Below are 16,354 nucleotides of genomic sequence, written 5' to 3' on the forward strand. Positions count from 1 at the left end.
AAAATAACCATAGTGTGAATCTATCACACAGTAAAAAGGCGGCTAACTGAGCCGCCTTTTTTATACCCGTCACGCGTTGCCCGCTTATTCAGGGCGTTCCTTCAGCGGGAAACGGCGACGAACCAGCACAAAGAACAGCGGGACGAAATAGATAGCCAGGATCGTTGCCGAAATCATACCGCCCATGACGCCAGTCCCTACCGCGTGCTGGCTGCTGGAGCCAGCCCCTGAACTGGTCGCCATTGGCAGCACGCCAAAGACAAACGCCAGGGAGGTCATCAGGATCGGTCGCAGGCGCTGGCGGCAGGCGTGGAGCGTGGCGGCCATCAGGTCGTGCCCCTTAGCGTTCATCTCGTTGGCAAACTCGACGATCAGAATGGCGTTTTTCGCCGACAGGCCAATCACGGTGAGCAGCCCGACCTGGAAGTAAACGTCATTCTCCAGGCCGCGCATCCAGGTGGCGAGCAGGGCGCCAATCACCCCTAGCGGCACCACCAGCATGACCGAGAACGGTACCGACCAGCTTTCATACAGGGCGGCAAGGCAGAGGAACACCACCAGCAGCGACAGCGCGTACAGGGCAGGTGCCTGCGCACCGGAGAGGCGCTCCTGGTAAGACATGGCCGTCCACTCAAGGCCAAAACCGGCCGGCAGCTGCTGCACCAGTTTTTCCATAACGTCCATCGCCGTACCGGTACTCACCCCCGGCGCCGCTTCGCCGACAATTTCCAGGGCCGAGTAGCCATTGTAACGCTCAAGACGAGGCGAACCGGTTTCCCAGCGGGAGGTAGCAAACGCTGAGAACGGCACCATACCGCCCGCGTTATTTCGCACGTACCAGCGGTTGATATCATCCGGCAGCATGCGGTATTTGGCGGCCGACTGGACGTAGACCTTTTTCACACGGCCGCGATCCATAAAGTCGTTCACATAGCTCGAGCCCCAGGCGGTTTGCAGCGTATTGTTGATATCGTCGATAGAGACGCCAAGCGCCTGCGCTTTGCGCTGATCGATATCCACCTGCAGCTGCGGGCTGTCATCCAGGCCATTGTGACGAACGCGCGTGAGCTGCGGATCTTTGCCAGCCAGATCCAGAAGCTTATCGCGGGCAGCCATGAGCGCGTCGTGCCCCGCGCCGGCGTGATCCTGCAGCTCCATATCAAACCCTGCCGAGCTGCCCATTCCGCTGATGGCGGGAGGGCTGCTGGCGAAGACGCGCGCCTCTTTGATGTGGCTAAACGCCTTCGTGGCTCGCTCGATAATGGCAAAGGAGGAGCCGGTTTTGCTGTCGCGCTGTTCCCAGTCTTTCAGACGTATGAACATACGCGCCACGTTCTGCCCGTTACCGCCGGGGCCGGAACCCACGGTTGAGAAGATAGAAACCACGTTGTCCTTCTCCTGGGTGTGGAAATAATTCTCCACCTTCTGCACCACTTTCAGCGTCTGCTGCTGGGTCGAGCCGCTCGGGAGCTGGACCGAGGTGATAAACATCCCTCTGTCTTCCAGCGGCAGGAAGGAGGTGGGCAAACGCAGGAACAGGAAAACCATGCCGCCCAGCAGCAGGACATACACCACCATCCAGCGCACGCTGCGGTGGAGAACTTTCCCCACGCCCGCCTCATAGCGGGCCGCGTTGCGGTTAAACATGCGGTTAAACCAGCCGAAAAAGCCTTTCTGGCCGTGATGTTCGCCTTTATGCAGCGGCTTAAGAAGGGTACAGCAGAGGGCAGGGGTGAGGATCATCGCCACCAGCACCGACAGCACCATGGCAGAGACGATGGTGATAGAGAACTGGCGGTAAATTGCGCCGGTGGTGCCGCCAAAGAAGGCCATCGGGATAAATACCGCCGACAGCACCATCGCGATACCCACCAGCGCGCCCTGAATCTGCCCCATCGATTTGCGCGTTGCCTGGCGCGGCGAAAGTCCTTCTTCGCTCATGATGCGCTCAACGTTCTCCACCACCACGATGGCATCATCCACCAGCAGGCCGATGGCCAGCACCATGGCGAACATGGTCAGCGTGTTGATACTGTATCCGAAGGCGTAGAGCACCGCGAAGGTGCCGAGCAGGACTACCGGCACGGCAATGGTGGGGATAAGCGTGGCGCGGAAGTTCTGTAAGAACAGGTACATCACCAGGAACACCAGCGCGATGGCTTCGAGGAGGGTTTTCACCACGTCCTCAATGGACGCCTTCACAAATGAGGTGGTCTCGTAGGCGACTTTGTACTCCAGGCCGTGCGGGAAGAAGTGCGACAGTTCGTCCAGGCGGTTGAGTACGAGTTCAGCGGTTGCCATCTCGTTAGCGCCTGAAGCCAGTTTTACCCCCAGACCTGACGCCGGCTTACCATTAAAGCGGCTCAGGTAATCATACTTCTCCGCCCCCATTTCAACCGTGGCGACATCGCCCAGGCGCACTTCAGAACCGTCCTGATTGACCCGCAGGGTGATATTGCGGAACTGCTCCGGCGTTTGCAGCAGCGACTGCGAATTAATGGTGGCATTCAGCGCCTGATTATCCACCGACGGCGTGCCGCCGAGCTGTCCCACCGCGATTTGCGCATTCTGGGATTCGATGGCATCGGTGACATCTTTAGCGGTCATCTGGACGCTGGTTAACTTATTCGGGTCAAGCCAGATGCGCATGGAGTACTGCGAACCGTAGGCGTCGATATCCCCTACGCCGTTAATCCGGCTCAGCGGATCCTGAATGTTACTGGCAACGTAGTCGGCAATATCCTGCTTATCCATCGAGCCGTCGGTGGAGACAAAGGCTATGGTCAAAATGTTGGTGTCACCGGTTTTACGCACGGTTACGCCCTGGTTTTGCACGGCCTGAGGCAGCTTGCGCAGGGCCGACTGGAGCTGGTTTTGCACCTGCTGCACCGCTTCGTCCGGATCGGTACCCGCCGTAAAGCTGAGCGTCACGGTTGCCTGACCAGTGGCGCTACTCTGGGAAGACATATACATCAGGTTGTCGAGGCCAGTCATATTCTGCTCGATAACCTGCGTCACGGTATTCTCAAGCGTCTGCGCCGAGGCACCGGGATAGTTAGCCGTGATGCGCACGTTAGGCGGCGCCAGTTCGGGATATTGCTCAACGGGAAGCGATGTAATCGCCAGGACACCTGTCAGACACAACAGGATGGCAAGTACCCAGGCAAAAATGGGGCGATCGATGAAAAAATTCGCCATGAAAAAGTGACCTCGTTTTGCTGCACGTCATTATTGTAAATTGCCCGCATCACTGTAGCGGCAAGAGCAGAGCCAAACGTGGAGAAATAAAGGAGATAATGTAAATTATCATGCGCGTTTACGCCGCGCCCCCACGCGGGCGCGACGGAAAGTATCCTGCATCTTCAGGACGAGGCGTTGGCATAACGCATGACTTTACCGTTATTTACCCGCAGGCGTACTGAACCTTACGCTGACCTGCGTGCCGCCATTTGGCGGCTGAGAGAAGCTTAGCGTGCCCCCAAGCCGCCCTGCGCGTTCGCGCATGATATTCAGCCCGTAGTGCCCCGGTGGTTCGCTGGCCTCCCCAATACCGATGCCGTTGTCGCGGATCGTCACCGTGTGGGTGCCATCCGCAGCGGTAATGCAGCTTACGGTGATCTCGCTCGCCTCGGCGTGCTTGATGGCATTCAGCACCGCCTCGCGCACAATTTGCAGCAGGTGAACCTGCTTCTGGGCATCCAGCGCCAGCGAAGAGAGGCGGCAGTCGAGCGTCAGCTTCGCCTGGGTCTGGCTTTGCAGGCCGTCGAGCGACTCCTGCAGCGCGGCGGGGAGGTTGGCATGGTTCAGCGTCAGGCGGAAGGTGGTGAGCAGCTCACGCAGCTGCTGCCAGGCGTTGTTGAGCTCGCGGGAAAAGTCGGCAATGATGGTCTGCGCGGGCGCGTTCTCCTCCGGTACAGCATGTTTGAGCAGCGTAAGCTGGATCCGCAGGTAAGAAAGCACCTGCGCCAGCGAGTCATGCAGTTCGCGGGCGATGGTCGCGCGCTCTTCCATCAGCAGCAGCTGCTGAAAGTGCTTTTGCCCCTGATTGAAGTAAAGCCCACGCCCCAGCATCGTTGCGACGCTTTTCATCAGGGGCAGGGACACGTTCGCGGTGTCGCTCTGCCAGCGGAGTTCGCCATACAGCGTATCCTGCATCAGCACCGGCAGGCTCTGCATCTGGACGGTGTCAGACTCGGTGCCCTCCGCCAGCCGCCAGTCGTCGCTGGTGCGAAGCTCCAGATAATTCATCTGCGTGTAGTCATGCACAATCTGCAAAATATGCCTGAAGCAGTGGCTGTCTATCTGCCCGGTGTTGAGCGCCTGAGAGCAGGTGAAGAGCATTTCCAGCTGCTGATGCGCTTCGTTCAGGTGCCGGGTTTTTTCGGCGACGGAGTGCTCAAGCGAGCGATACAGCGTGTGCAGTTCGCCTGACATATGGTTGAAGGCGCGGGAGAGCTGGCCCAGTTCGTTGGGCAGATGGGTGTCGGGAGCCGGGGTATCAAACGCGCGTTGCTCGATGCGCTCGCTTGCCGCCACCAGGTTTTTGAGCGGCAGAACGACCTGACGCCGGATCCGCCGCAGGGTCGTCATCGCCAGCAGCAAAATGCCGAGGCCGCCTGCCAGCGACATCAGGATAACCAGCTGAATTTTATGCTCGGTGTAGTGCTGAAGCGCCAGCACAAAGGCATCAATACGGCCCACAAAATCTTCAATGTGGCTCTGGTACCACGCGGTGTCCCCGCTGGCGATGCGTTTGTCCATCTCCTGCCAGGCGAGATGTAACTGATGATAACGCTGCTTCACGTCGTCCGGCACGTACCAGCGGCTGAGTTTTTGCAGCGCGGGCGCGCTGAGGGTCTGTTGCCACACTGCCCGGTGTTCCGCCAGCGAAGGGCTGGTGCGCTGCATCTCGTAGCCCAACCGGTAGCTCTGCATGCGTAGCGACCCGGCGATATTGATCGCCTCGGCGTCGCGCTGGCTGCTGGCAAGCGTCAGCAGCGCAATGGCGCTGGTGAGCACGGACAGCATAATAATCGAAAAGAAAGCCCGAGCCAGGCTTCGGGAGACGGGGCGTTTAACGGTCACAAAACGGCTTCCTGAAAAAATTAATCTGCCACAGGGTCACTGGACATCGCCCGGCTTCCGGGGATGTGAACCCTGCCCGTAAGCCCCGCTGTGGGTAAAGCGATTTTTTATATAAAGAGTAGGGGTATTGTTTACACGAAATAAGCGGCTGCGTCTGCTCGCCGACGCGGTGATTTTGCAACGGCGCAGCGTAAAACGCTTAAAACACACGCGCGTCGACGGGCGACAAAGCGGATTTCGCGGCGTAGTATACCCACACTCATTTAGCCGTGGAGCCTGTATGACCCTGAAAATAGACGTTATCAAAGACAAAATCCTCTCTGAAAATTACTTTGTACTGCGTAACATCACCTACGATTTAACGCGTAAAAACGGCGAGGTGATCCGCCATAAACGCGAGGTCTACGATCGTGGCAACGGCGCAACTATTCTGCTCTATAACCGCGAAAAAAAGAGCGTGGTGCTGATCCGCCAGTTTCGCGTCGCGACGTGGGTGAACGGCAACCCGGACGGGCGGCTGATCGAAACCTGCGCAGGCCTGCTGGACGATGATGAGCCGGAAGTCTGTATTCGCAAAGAGGCGATTGAAGAGACAGGCTTCGAGGTGGGCGAGGTTAAAAAGGTCTTTGAGCTGTTTATGTCGCCGGGCGGCGTGACGGAGATCGTTCATTTCTTTATCGCCGAATACCACGACGCGCAGCGGGTCAACCCGGGCGGCGGCGTGGAAGATGAAGATATCGACGTGCTGGAGATCCCCTTTACAGAAGCCCTTAACATGGTGAAAAACGGTGAGATCAGGGACGGTAAGGCGGTGATATTGTTACAATATTTACAAACATCCGGCCTCATGACCCCCGCTTTCGAACGTCAGGAGTGAGGCTTTCGGATAAATCTATCCGATAAATCTGATTGAGCAAGCCCGGTTGTGCCACGAAGATACCGCCCAGTTTTGCGTTTTCGTTTCCGGGGTTGTGCCATTCATGCGCCTTTTCTTTCTGTTCCTTCTTTGCGTATTGTCCGCGCCGCTGGTGTGGGCTGCGCCTGCTCAGCAGTCCTTCTCAGACTGGCAGGTCACCTGCAATAACCAGAATTTTTGCGTGGCGCGCAATACCGGCGAGCATCATGGACTGGTCATGACGCTGAGCCGCAGCGCCGGGGCCAAAACCGATGCCACGCTGCGCATCGATCTCGGCGGGTTTTCTTCGCCTTCGGTGAAAGAGCCAGACATCGCGCCGCGATTACTGCTCGACAACGCGCCGGTGAAGCTTGACCCGCAGCGCTGGCAGCTTACGCCCTGGCACCTGAAAACCGACGATGCGGCGACCATCTCTGCCTTTTTAAAGCATATTCAGGAAGGGCATACGCTGACGCTGCGCGGCGGCAGGCAGATTGCCTCTCTGGACGGCCTTAAAGCCGCGCTGCTGTTTATCGACGCTCAGCAAAAGCGTGTCGGCAGCGAAACCGCCTGGATTAAAAAAGGGGACGATCCGCCGCTGAGCGTTCCTCCTGCGCCAGCCCTCAAAAAGGTGGCGACAGTCAATCCGACGCCCACGCCGCTTACTCACGCTGAGCTAAACGATCTGCTGGACTATGGCACCTGGCGGATGAATAACAGCCAATGCTCGCTGGATCCCAGCCGTCGCGAGGTCCGCGTCACGGCGTTAACGGATGACAAAGCGCTGCTGATCGTCAGCTGTGAGGCGGGGGCGTACAACACCGTCGATCTGGCATGGCTGGTATCACGCAAAAAGCCGTTCGCGGCCCGTTCCGTCAGGCTGCGATTGCCGTTTACCCCGTCAAGCCAGAGCAGTGAAATGGAGTTGATGAACGCCAGCTTCGATGAGAAAAACCGGGAGTTAACGACTCTCGCGTTAGGACGCGGTATCGGGGATTGCGGCATTCAGACGCGCTGGCGTTTTGACGGCCAGCGCTTTCGCCTGGTGCGCTATGCGGAAGAGCCAAGCTGCGATGGCTGGAATGGGCCAGATGCCTGGCCCACGCTGTGGATCACGCGGTAGTTTTTTGGCCATATGCCGCTGTCGCTTACCCGGCCTGCAAAGCCGCCACATCGTAGGCCGGGTAAGGCGTAGCCGCCACCCGGCAACGAAAACCGCACTACATCACGCTCAACGCCTTCTCAACCACGTTCTCGACGGTAAAGCCGAAATACGGGAACAGCTTGTCGGCTGGGGCCGATTCGCCGTAGCCGCGCATCCCGACAATCGCGCCTTTCAGCCCGACATACTTGTACCAGTAGTCGGCGATCCCCGCTTCCACCGCCACGCGTGCCGCAACGTTTGAAGGCAGGACCGATTCACGGTAAGCCTCATCCTGTGCGTCGAAAATATCGGTAGAGGGCAGGGAGACCACGCGCACCGCGTGACCTTCGGCGGTCAGCTTCTCCGCTGCCTTAACGGTGATTTCAATCTCAGAACCGGTAGCAATCAAAATCACGTCCGGCTTGCCGCCGCTGTCTTTCAGAATGTAGCCGCCGCGGGCGATATTTTTCACCTGCTCCGGCGTACGCTCAATCTGCGCCAGATTCTGACGCGACAGGATCAGCGCCGTCGGCCCGCTGTGGCGTTCAACCGCCAGCTTCCAGCCGACCGCGGCCTCTACCTGATCGCACGGACGCCAGGTGCTGATGTTTGGCGTCAGGCGCAGGCTCGCCAGCTGTTCAACTGCCTGGTGCGTCGGCCCGTCTTCCCCCAGACCGATGGAGTCGTGGGTGTAGACCATGATCTGCCGCGCCTTCATCAGCGCCGCCATACGCGCCGCGTTGCGGGCATATTCAACAAACATCAGGAAGGTGGCGGTATAAGGCACAAAGCCGCCGTGATGGGCGATACCGTTGGCAATGGCCGTCATCCCGAATTCACGCACGCCGTAGTGAATGTAGTTCCCGGCCACGTCCTCCTTCAGGGATTTAGAGCCAGACCAGATGGTCAGGTTACTTGGTGCCAGGTCCGCCGAGCCGCCGAGCAGTTCCGGGAGGATCGGGCCGATGGCATTGAGGGTGTTTTGCGATGCCTTACGGGTGGCAATTTTCGCCGGATTGGACTGCAACTCTTCAATCAGCGCCTGGGTTTTCGCTTCCCAGTCCTCCGGCAGACCCCCGCTCATGCGGCGGGAAAACTCGGCGGCCAGCGCCGGATGCGCCTTTTTGTAGGCGGCGAACTTCTCGTTCCAGGCGTGCTGCGCGTGTTCACCCGCTTCACGCGCGTCCCAGGCTTTGTAGATCTCTTTTGGGATCTCGAACGCCGGGTATTTCCAGCCCAGTTTCTGACGGGTCAGCGCCACCTCTTCTTCGCCCAGCGCCGCGCCGTGCGACTCTTCCTTGCCCGCTTTGTTCGGTGAGCCGAAGCCGATGGTGGTCCGGCAGATAATCAGGGACGGTTTGTCCTTCACGCTCTGCGCTTCCTGAATCGCTTTTTTCACCGCCTCAGGATCGTGACCGTCGATTTCGTGCACCACGTGCCAGTGGTAGGCCTCGAAGCGTTTGGCCGTGTCGTCGGTAAACCAGCCTTCGGTTTCCCCGTCAATCGAGATACCGTTGTGATCGTAGAAGCCAATCAGCTTGCCCAGCCCCAGCGTGCCCGCCAGCGAGCAGACCTCGTGCGAGATCCCCTCCATCAGACAGCCGTCGCCCATAAACACATAGGTGTAGTGGTCAACGATGTCATGGCCCGGCTGGTTAAACTGCGCGCCCAGCGTGCGCTCGGCAATCGCCAGACCGACGGCGTTCGCCAGACCCTGACCGAGCGGCCCGGTGGTGGTCTCTACGCCCGGCGTGTAGCCAATCTCCGGATGACCCGGCGTTTTCGAATGCAGCTGGCGGAAGTTTTTGATCTCCTCAAGCGGCAGATCGTAGCCGGAGAGGTGCAGCAGGCTATAGAGCAGCATGGAGGCATGGCCGTTTGAAAGAATAAAACGGTCACGATCGTACCAGGTGGGATCGGTCGGGTTGTGCTTCAGGAAGTCGTTCCACAGCACTTCGGCAATATCTGCCATGCCCATCGGGGCGCCAGGGTGGCCGGAATTGGCTTTCTGCACGGCATCCATGCTGAGGGCGCGAATGGCATTGGCGAGCTCTTTACGGGACATAGTTCACTCCATGGCAAGGTTAAAGTTTGGCGGCAAGAAGATCTTCAAGTTTGCGCTGGTCGACGGCGAACAGGCGAATGCCTTCCGCCAGTTTATCGACGGCCATTGCGTCCTGGTTGTGCTCCCAGCGGAACTCCGCCTCCGTCATCGCTTTCGGTTTTGGCAGCACGGTTGAGGTCGGCACCAGTTTACGGATCACCGTCTCGTCGCTCTGCTGCAGCTTTTTCAGCAGGTCAGGAGAGATGGTCAGACGGTCACAGCCTGCCAGGGCGAGGATCTGCTCGGTGCGGCGGAAGCTGGCCCCCATCACGATGGTCTCGTAGCGGTGCTGTTTGTAATAGTCATAGATATTGCGGACCGACTTCACGCCGGGGTCTTCTTCCACCACGTACGGGTCCATCGGCTGTTTTGCCTGATACCAGTCGTAGATACGCCCGACGAACGGTGAGACGAGGAACACGCCCGCCTCGGCGCAGGCACGTGCCTGAGCAAAGGAGAACAGTAACGTCAGGTTGCAGTGGATCCCCTCTTTTTCCAGCACCTCGGCGGCGCGAATGCCTTCCCAGGTTGAAGCGAGCTTGATCAGAATGCGCGATTTATCAATTCCCTGCTCCTGATAAAGCTCTACCAGGCGGCGGGCTTTGTTGATGCTTTTTTCCTGGTCGAAGGAAAGGCGGGCGTCCACTTCGGTCGACACGCGTCCCGGTATGCTTTTCAGAATTTCCGCACCGATATTGACCGCCAGCTTGTCGCTGGCTTCGGCGACCTGCTGCTCCTGGGTTTTCCCGCGCTGTTTGCCATAGGCGATGGCGTCATCAATCAGATGACTGAAATGTTCAAGCCCTGCCGCTTTGAGCAACAGCGAGGGGTTGGTGGTCGCATCTTCCGGCTGATAGCTGCGGATAGACTCGATATCGCCGCTGTCCGCGACTACGGTGGTGAATTGTTTGATGCCGTCTAGCTGGTTCATAAATAATTACTCCTTGGAAATAAAAGAGTTAGTCGAGTGTGTTTGTTCACACTTCTGCGAAAATCATGATCGACTTAACAAAAAAGCATAGCAGACGGGGGAGGCATTGCTTTCTGAGACGGGTAACATCACTGTTATAAATTGATAACAATTTTTGCTCTGCAATGGTGAGAGTTTGGCAGCCTTCAAAGTTTAGTCGGCCACCTGCGGCGATACTATGCGGCACTCCAGGGTGTGCATCAGGATCGTAAACATCACCCTTTTTGATCGATACGTGAAGGAATAACAAGATGGATGATCAGTTAAAACAAAGTGCTCTCGATTTTCATGAATTCCCGGTTCCGGGCAAAATCCAGGTTTCCCCTACCAAGCCGCTGGCGACCCAGCGCGATCTGGCGCTGGCCTACTCGCCGGGCGTTGCCGCGCCGTGTCTTGAAATTGAAAAAGACCCGCTGGCAGCCTACAAATACACCGCGCGCGGTAATCTGGTGGCGGTGATCTCCAACGGCACGGCGGTACTGGGATTAGGCAATATCGGTGCGCTGGCGGGTAAGCCGGTGATGGAAGGGAAGGGCGTACTGTTCAAGAAATTTGCCGGTATCGACGTGTTTGATATCGAAGTGGACGAGCTGGACCCGGACAAATTCATCAACGTGGTGGCAGCCCTGGAGCCCACATTCGGCGGCATCAACCTGGAAGATATCAAAGCGCCGGAATGTTTCTATATCGAGCAAAAGCTGCGCGAGCGCATGAACATTCCCGTGTTCCACGATGACCAGCACGGCACGGCAATTATCAGCACCGCGGCCATTCTGAACGGCCTGCGGGTGGTGGAAAAAAATCTGTCTGACGTGCGCATGGTGGTCTCGGGGGCGGGCGCGGCGGCGATTGCCTGTATGAACCTGCTGGTGGCGCTTGGGATGCAGAAACACAACATTGTGGTCTGCGACTCCAAAGGCGTGATCTATAAAGACCGCGAGCCAAACATGGCGGAAACCAAAGCGGCGTATGCGGTGGACGATGACGGAAAACGGACCCTGGACGACGTGATCGACGGCGCGGATATCTTCCTGGGCTGCTCCGGACCGAAAGTCCTGACCCAGGAGATGGTGCAGAAGATGGCGCGCGCGCCGATGATCCTGGCGCTGGCGAACCCGGAGCCGGAAATCCTGCCGCCGCTGGCGAAAGCGGTGCGTGAAGACGCTATTATCTGTACCGGTCGTTCGGACTACCCAAACCAGGTGAACAACGTGCTGTGCTTCCCGTTCATCTTCCGCGGCGCGCTGGACGTGGGTGCGACGGCAATCAACGAAGAGATGAAGCTGGCCGCTGTTCACGCCATCGCCGAGCTGGCCCACGCCGAGCAGAGCGAAGTGGTTGCCTCAGCCTATGGCGATCAGGATCTGAGCTTTGGCCCGGACTACATCATTCCTAAACCGTTCGACCCGCGTTTGATTGTCAAAATCGCGCCAGCGGTAGCCAAAGCGGCGATGGACTCCGGCGTGGCGACGCGTCCGATTCAGGATTTCGACGCCTACGTCGATAAGCTCACCGAGTTTGTTTACAAAACCAACCTGTTCATGAAGCCGATCTTCTCCCAGGCGCGCGCCGACGCGAAGCGCGTGGTGCTGGCGGAAGGGGAGGAGGCGCGCGTGCTGCACGCGACGCAGGAGCTGATCACCTTAGGGCTGGCGAAACCGATCCTGATTGGCCGTCCGAGCGTAATCGAGATGCGTATCCAGAAGCTGGGGCTACAGATTAAGCCGGGCGTGGACTTTGAGATCGTTAACAACGAATCCGATCCGCGTTTCAAAGAGTACTGGAACGAATACTACGCGATCATGAAACGTCGCGGGATCACCCAGGAGCAGGCGCAGAAAGCCGTGATCAGCAACACCACGGTGATCGGCGCGATCATGGTTCAGCGTGGCGAAGCGGATGCGCTGATCTGCGGCACTGTCGGTGATTACCATGAGCATTTCAGCGTGGTGCAGGAGATCTTCGGCTATCGCGACGGGGTGCATACCGCCGGGGCAATGAACGCGCTGCTGCTGCCAAGCGGGAACACCTTTATTGCGGATACCTACGTCAACGACGATCCGACGCCGGAGCAGCTGGCGGAAATCACCGTGATGGCGTCGGAAACCGTGCGCCGGTTTGGTATCGAGCCGAAAGTTGCGCTGCTCTCTCATTCGAACTTTGGTTCCTCGAAATCTGCGGCGGCCTGCAAAATGCGCGAGACGCTGGAGCGGGTGCGCGAGCGTGCGCCGGAGCTGATGATCGACGGTGAGATGCACGGCGATGCCGCGCTGGTAGAGAGCATTCGCAACGAACGGATGCCGGACAGCCCGCTGAAAGGCTCGGCTAACGTGCTGATCATGCCGAACGTCGAAGCGGCGCGGATCAGCTACAACCTGCTGCGCGTGTCCAGCTCTGAAGGGGTCACCGTAGGACCGGTGCTGATGGGCATCTCGAAGCCGGTGCATGTGTTAACACCGATTGCCTCTGTGCGTCGGATTGTGAACATGGTGGCGCTGGCGGTGGTTGAGGCGCAGACGCAGCCGCTGTAAGGGCGTGGTGTCGGGTGGCGCATTCGCCTACCCGACCGACGGATTATGCAGGCCGGGCAAGCGCCGGCATTAAACCCAGTCCCGAACCCGAATAAACGCTTTCAGGGCAGCCTCAGGGCTGCCTTCTTTCGGATCAAAGTTGTACTCCCAGCGCACCAGCGGCGGCATCGACATCAGGATCGACTCCGTGCGCCCGCCGGTTTGCAGGCCAAACAGCGTGCCGCGATCCCACACCAGGTTGAACTCCACGTAGCGCCCGCGTCGATAGAGCTGGAACTCCCGTTCGCGCACGCCGTAATCGGTGTTTTTGCGCCGCTCGACGATGGGCAGGTAGGCGTCGGTAAAGCCCTGGCCTACCGCCTGCATAAAGCGAAACGCGGTGTCAAAATCCGGCGTGTTGAGATCGTCAAAGAACAGCCCGCCAATGCCGCGCTGCTCATCGCGGTGCTTGAGATAGAAATAGTCGTCGCACCACTTTTTGTAGGTCGGGTAAACGTCTTCGCCAAACGGCAGGCACAGGTCGCGCGCGGTGGTGTGCCAGTGCACGGCGTCCTCTTCAAAGCCGTAGTAGGGCGTAAGGTCGAACCCGCCGCCAAACCACCAGACCGGATCGGCCCCCGGTTTTTCCGCAATGAAAAAACGCACGTTGGCGTGGCTGGTCGGCACAAAGGGATTATGCGGATGCACCACCAGCGATACGCCCATCGCCTCGAAGCTACGGCCCGCCAGCTCCGGGCGGTGCGCGGTTGCGGAGGCGGGCATGGCATCGCCATGAACGTGGGAAAAGTTTACGCCGGCCTGCTCAAAGACGCCGCCGTTACGCAGCACGCGGCTTCGGCCACCGCCGCCCGCGTCGCGCTGCCAGCTATCTTCCTGGAATTCACCGCCGTCTTCGGCGGCCAGTTTCTGGCAAATCTCATCCTGCAGCTGCATCAGGAAGGATTTCACCCGCTGTGCATTGGGTTTCATTAACGTTTCCTGGAGTGCGCTTTTTGATTATCAAACCAGTTGAAATAACTGATGATCCCGGAGGCAATGGCATTGGCGATCTTCTGGCGAAACGCCGTGGTACCGAGCAGTCGCTCCTCTTCCGGGTTGGTGATAAACGAGGTTTCAACCAGCACTGAGGGGATCGACGGCGATTTCAGCACCACAAACGCCGCCTGCTCGGTGCCTTTACTGTGCAACCGATGCACGGGCTTGATCTTTTTCAGGATATGCGAGCCGAGCGTCAGGCTGTTTTTAATGGTGTCCGTCTGAACCAGGTCAAACAGCACCTGCTGGAGCAGGTGATCTTTGTCGGTCGCTTTCTTCCCGGCCACTTCGTCCGCCCGGTTTTCACGGTCGGAGAGGTATTTAGCCATGGCGCTACTGGCCCCACGGTTAGAGAGGGCAAACACCGATGCGCCCGCCGCGGATGGGTTGGTAAAACCGTCGGCGTGAATCGACATAAACAGATCGGCGCCGTGCTGATGGGCGATTTCAACGCGGTCGTACAGGGGAATAAAGGTGTCGCCGGTGCGCGTCAGACGCGCGTCAATGCCGTTGCTGCGTAAAATCGATCGCACATTTTTTGCAATCGCCAGCACGACGTGTTTTTCTTTCGAACCGTTTCTTCCAATGGCGCCGGTATCAATGCCCCCATGACCCGGATCCAGCATAACCAGGCGTCGTGCGCCCGCTTTTTTTGCTTTTGGCTTGCTGTGCCCATTGTGGGTTTTTAGCGTACTCTCGTCTTTTGCCTGAGCCTGCTTTGCGATGCCCGTTAACGTTAAGGCCGCCAGCCCCGCTTTGAGAACCTGACGACGCGATGTGAGTGCTTTTAATGGTTTGAATGTGCTCATGCGGCCTGAATAGTAAAAATTGGGGTCCTGGTGTTATATCGTATCGCGTTTGGTGTTACGACAGTCCTTATTGAGAATTGTTTTACTTTTCATTTCAATACGTGACAAAGTGACATTATGCCAAATTTTGGCGAGATTTTCCCCGCATATTGGCTAAACGGGGCGTTCGGGCGATAATTACTGTTTTTAAACCCAAAAAGGCGGTTAATACCATGGAGATACGCGTTTTTCGCCAGGAAGATTTCGAAGAGGTGATTACCCTTTGGGAGCGCTGCGATTTGCTGCGTCCGTGGAACGATCCGGAAATGGATATCGAACGTAAGGTCAATCACGACGTCAGCCTGTTCCTCATTGCGGAAGTGAACGGCGAGGTGGTTGGTACGGTGATGGGCGGTTACGACGGACATCGCGGCTCGGCCTATTATCTGGGCGTTCATCCGGAATACCGCGCGCGCGGCATTGCTAACGCGCTGCTTAATCGTCTGGAAAAGAAACTGATTGCTCGCGGCTGTCCGAAGATCCAGATCATGGTGCGGGAAGACAACGACGTGGTGTTGGGCATGTATGAGCGTCTGGGCTATGAGCATGCCGACGTGCTGAGTTTAGGTAAGCGTTTGATCGAAGATGAAGAGTATTGAGTTTCACCCTGCCGATTACGACACCCAGGGTCGTCTTCGTTTGCCCTTCCTGTTCTGGTGCGTGCTGCTGTTACAGGCACGCACCTGGGTACTGTTTGTGATGGCCGGCGCGTCGCGCGGGCAGGGCGACACGCTGCTGAATCTGTTCTACCCCGACCACGACGCGTTCTGGCTCGGACTGCTGCCCGGCGTGCCTGCGGTGCTGGCGTTTCTGTGCAGCGGACGGCGGCAGGTTATCCCGCGCGTCTGGAGCGCGCTGCGCGGGCTGTTGATCCTTGCGCAGGTGGTGCTGCTGGGCTGGCAACCGTGGCTCTGGCTTAACGGCGAGCCGCTGTCGGGCATCGGGGTTGCGCTGGTGGTGGCGGATATCGTCGCGCTGCTGTGGCTGCTGACCAACCCGCGTCTGCGCGCCTGTTTTACCCCCGAGAAAGATTAAGCGGCACTTTTTGCCGATGCCGCACTCCAACAAGCGTTGATTGACTAAGAAAGGACGTTTTAATGAAATCGCTGCGTTTACTTTTATGCGCTCTGCCGCTGGCGTTAACCGGCTGCTCCACGCTCTCCTCCGTTAACTGGTCTGCAGCCTATCCGTGGAACTGGTTTGGCTCTTCAACGGAAGTCACCGAGCAGGGCGTGGGTAACATCACCGCCGCCACCGCGCTGAACCAGGACGCCATTCAGGATGCGCTGGGCAGCGACTACCGCCTGCGCAGCGGTATGAAAACCGAAAACGGCACCATCGTGCGTTATTTTGAAGCCCTGAAGGATGACAAACTGGCGCTGGTGATCAACGGCGATAACGGCACCGTTAATCGCGTGGCGGTGATGGACGAGGATATTCCGACGGCGAGCGGCGTCAAGGTCGGCACGCCGTTTGGCGATCTTTATCAAAAAGCCTTTGGCCACTGCGCCAGCGTGCCGTCGGACGACCGCGTCGCGGTAGAGTGTAAGGCGGAGGGCAGCCTGCACATCAGCTATCTCTTCACCGGCGAGTGGAGCGGCCCGGAAGGGTTAATGCCGTCTGACGACACGCTGAAAACCTGGAAAGTGAGCAAGATTATCTGGAAGCAGTAATTTGCGCCTGAACAAACCGCCTCGCTGAAATCCAGGTATAATAGCCGCCATCAATGCCACGCTACCGTG

At 58.2% G+C, this 16,354-nt stretch carries 12 protein-coding genes; 6 read left to right on the forward strand and 6 right to left on the reverse strand.

Features of this window, described 5'->3' with window-relative positions; all coding sequences use genetic code 11:
* Positions 1-84 precede the first annotated feature (84 nt).
* Together acrD and narQ are read right to left on the reverse strand one after the other, a co-directional pair.
* Positions 85-3,198, reverse strand: a complete 3,114-nt coding sequence (acrD, locus tag ACWKX3_RS00570) for a multidrug efflux RND transporter permease AcrD (protein WP_101737183.1) — start codon at positions 3,196-3,198, stop codon at positions 85-87.
* 201 nt (positions 3,199-3,399) lie between these two features.
* Positions 3,400-5,085 carry a nitrate/nitrite two-component system sensor histidine kinase NarQ gene (gene narQ / locus ACWKX3_RS00575; protein ID WP_454541115.1) on the reverse strand — a complete coding sequence of 562 codons (1,686 nt, stop codon included), beginning with the start codon at positions 5,083-5,085 and terminating at the stop codon, positions 3,400-3,402.
* A gap of 280 nt (positions 5,086-5,365) precedes the next feature.
* Between narQ and nudK the strand changes: the two genes are divergently transcribed.
* Together nudK and ACWKX3_RS00585 are read left to right on the forward strand one after the other, a co-directional pair.
* Entirely contained in the window at positions 5,366-5,962 is a 597-nt protein-coding gene (gene nudK / locus ACWKX3_RS00580; RefSeq protein ID WP_236346781.1) for a GDP-mannose pyrophosphatase NudK, read from the forward strand.
* Positions 5,963-6,065: 103 nt separating this feature from the next.
* Positions 6,066-7,103: a DUF1176 domain-containing protein gene (locus ACWKX3_RS00585; protein WP_088207968.1), complete on the forward strand. Its 1,038-nt coding sequence runs from the start codon at positions 6,066-6,068 to the stop codon at positions 7,101-7,103.
* Between the two features lie 97 nt (positions 7,104-7,200).
* Here the strand turns inward: ACWKX3_RS00585 and tkt are convergent, their stop codons facing one another.
* Both tkt and tal read right to left on the reverse strand, forming a co-directional pair.
* A complete protein-coding gene (tkt, locus tag ACWKX3_RS00590; protein WP_454541116.1) occupies positions 7,201-9,189 on the reverse strand; it encodes a transketolase in 1,989 nt (662 codons plus the stop codon).
* Positions 9,190-9,208: 19 nt separating this feature from the next.
* The gene (tal, locus tag ACWKX3_RS00595) at positions 9,209-10,159 is read right to left on the reverse strand and encodes a transaldolase (RefSeq protein WP_006176617.1); all 951 of its coding nucleotides are present in this window, start codon (positions 10,157-10,159) and stop codon (positions 9,209-9,211) included.
* Between the two features lie 290 nt (positions 10,160-10,449).
* On the opposite strand from tal, the gene maeB reads away from it, so the two are divergent.
* On the forward strand, positions 10,450-12,729 hold the full coding sequence (gene maeB / locus ACWKX3_RS00600) for an NADP-dependent oxaloacetate-decarboxylating malate dehydrogenase (RefSeq protein WP_454541117.1): 2,280 nt from the start codon (positions 10,450-10,452) through the stop codon (positions 12,727-12,729).
* A 69-nt stretch (positions 12,730-12,798) separates the two neighbouring features.
* Here the strand turns inward: maeB and hemF are convergent, their stop codons facing one another.
* Positions 12,799-13,698 carry an oxygen-dependent coproporphyrinogen oxidase gene (gene hemF, locus ACWKX3_RS00605; RefSeq protein WP_006176615.1) on the reverse strand — a complete coding sequence of 300 codons (900 nt, stop codon included), beginning with the start codon at positions 13,696-13,698 and terminating at the stop codon, positions 12,799-12,801.
* Positions 13,698-14,573 carry an N-acetylmuramoyl-L-alanine amidase AmiA gene (gene amiA, locus ACWKX3_RS00610; RefSeq protein ID WP_006176614.1) on the reverse strand — a complete coding sequence of 292 codons (876 nt, stop codon included), beginning with the start codon at positions 14,571-14,573 and terminating at the stop codon, positions 13,698-13,700. The genes hemF and amiA overlap by 1 nt, the downstream gene beginning before the upstream one ends.
* Before the next feature lie 212 nt (positions 14,574-14,785).
* Between amiA and ACWKX3_RS00615 the strand changes: the two genes are divergently transcribed.
* From ACWKX3_RS00615 to ACWKX3_RS00625, 3 genes are all read left to right on the forward strand, one after another.
* Complete coding sequence (locus tag ACWKX3_RS00615) at positions 14,786-15,211, forward strand: GNAT family acetyltransferase (RefSeq protein ID WP_006176613.1); 426 nt, start codon at positions 14,786-14,788, stop codon at positions 15,209-15,211.
* Entirely contained in the window at positions 15,198-15,647 is a 450-nt protein-coding gene (locus ACWKX3_RS00620) for a DUF2919 domain-containing protein (RefSeq protein ID WP_006176612.1), read from the forward strand. Before ACWKX3_RS00615 ends, ACWKX3_RS00620 begins: the two co-directional genes overlap by 14 nt.
* Positions 15,648-15,709: 62 nt before the next feature.
* Entirely contained in the window at positions 15,710-16,285 is a 576-nt protein-coding gene (locus ACWKX3_RS00625) for an RpoE-regulated lipoprotein (protein ID WP_006176611.1), read from the forward strand.
* Positions 16,286-16,354 lie beyond the last annotated feature (69 nt).

Source organism: Enterobacter sp. UPMP2052, from assembly GCF_053709675.1.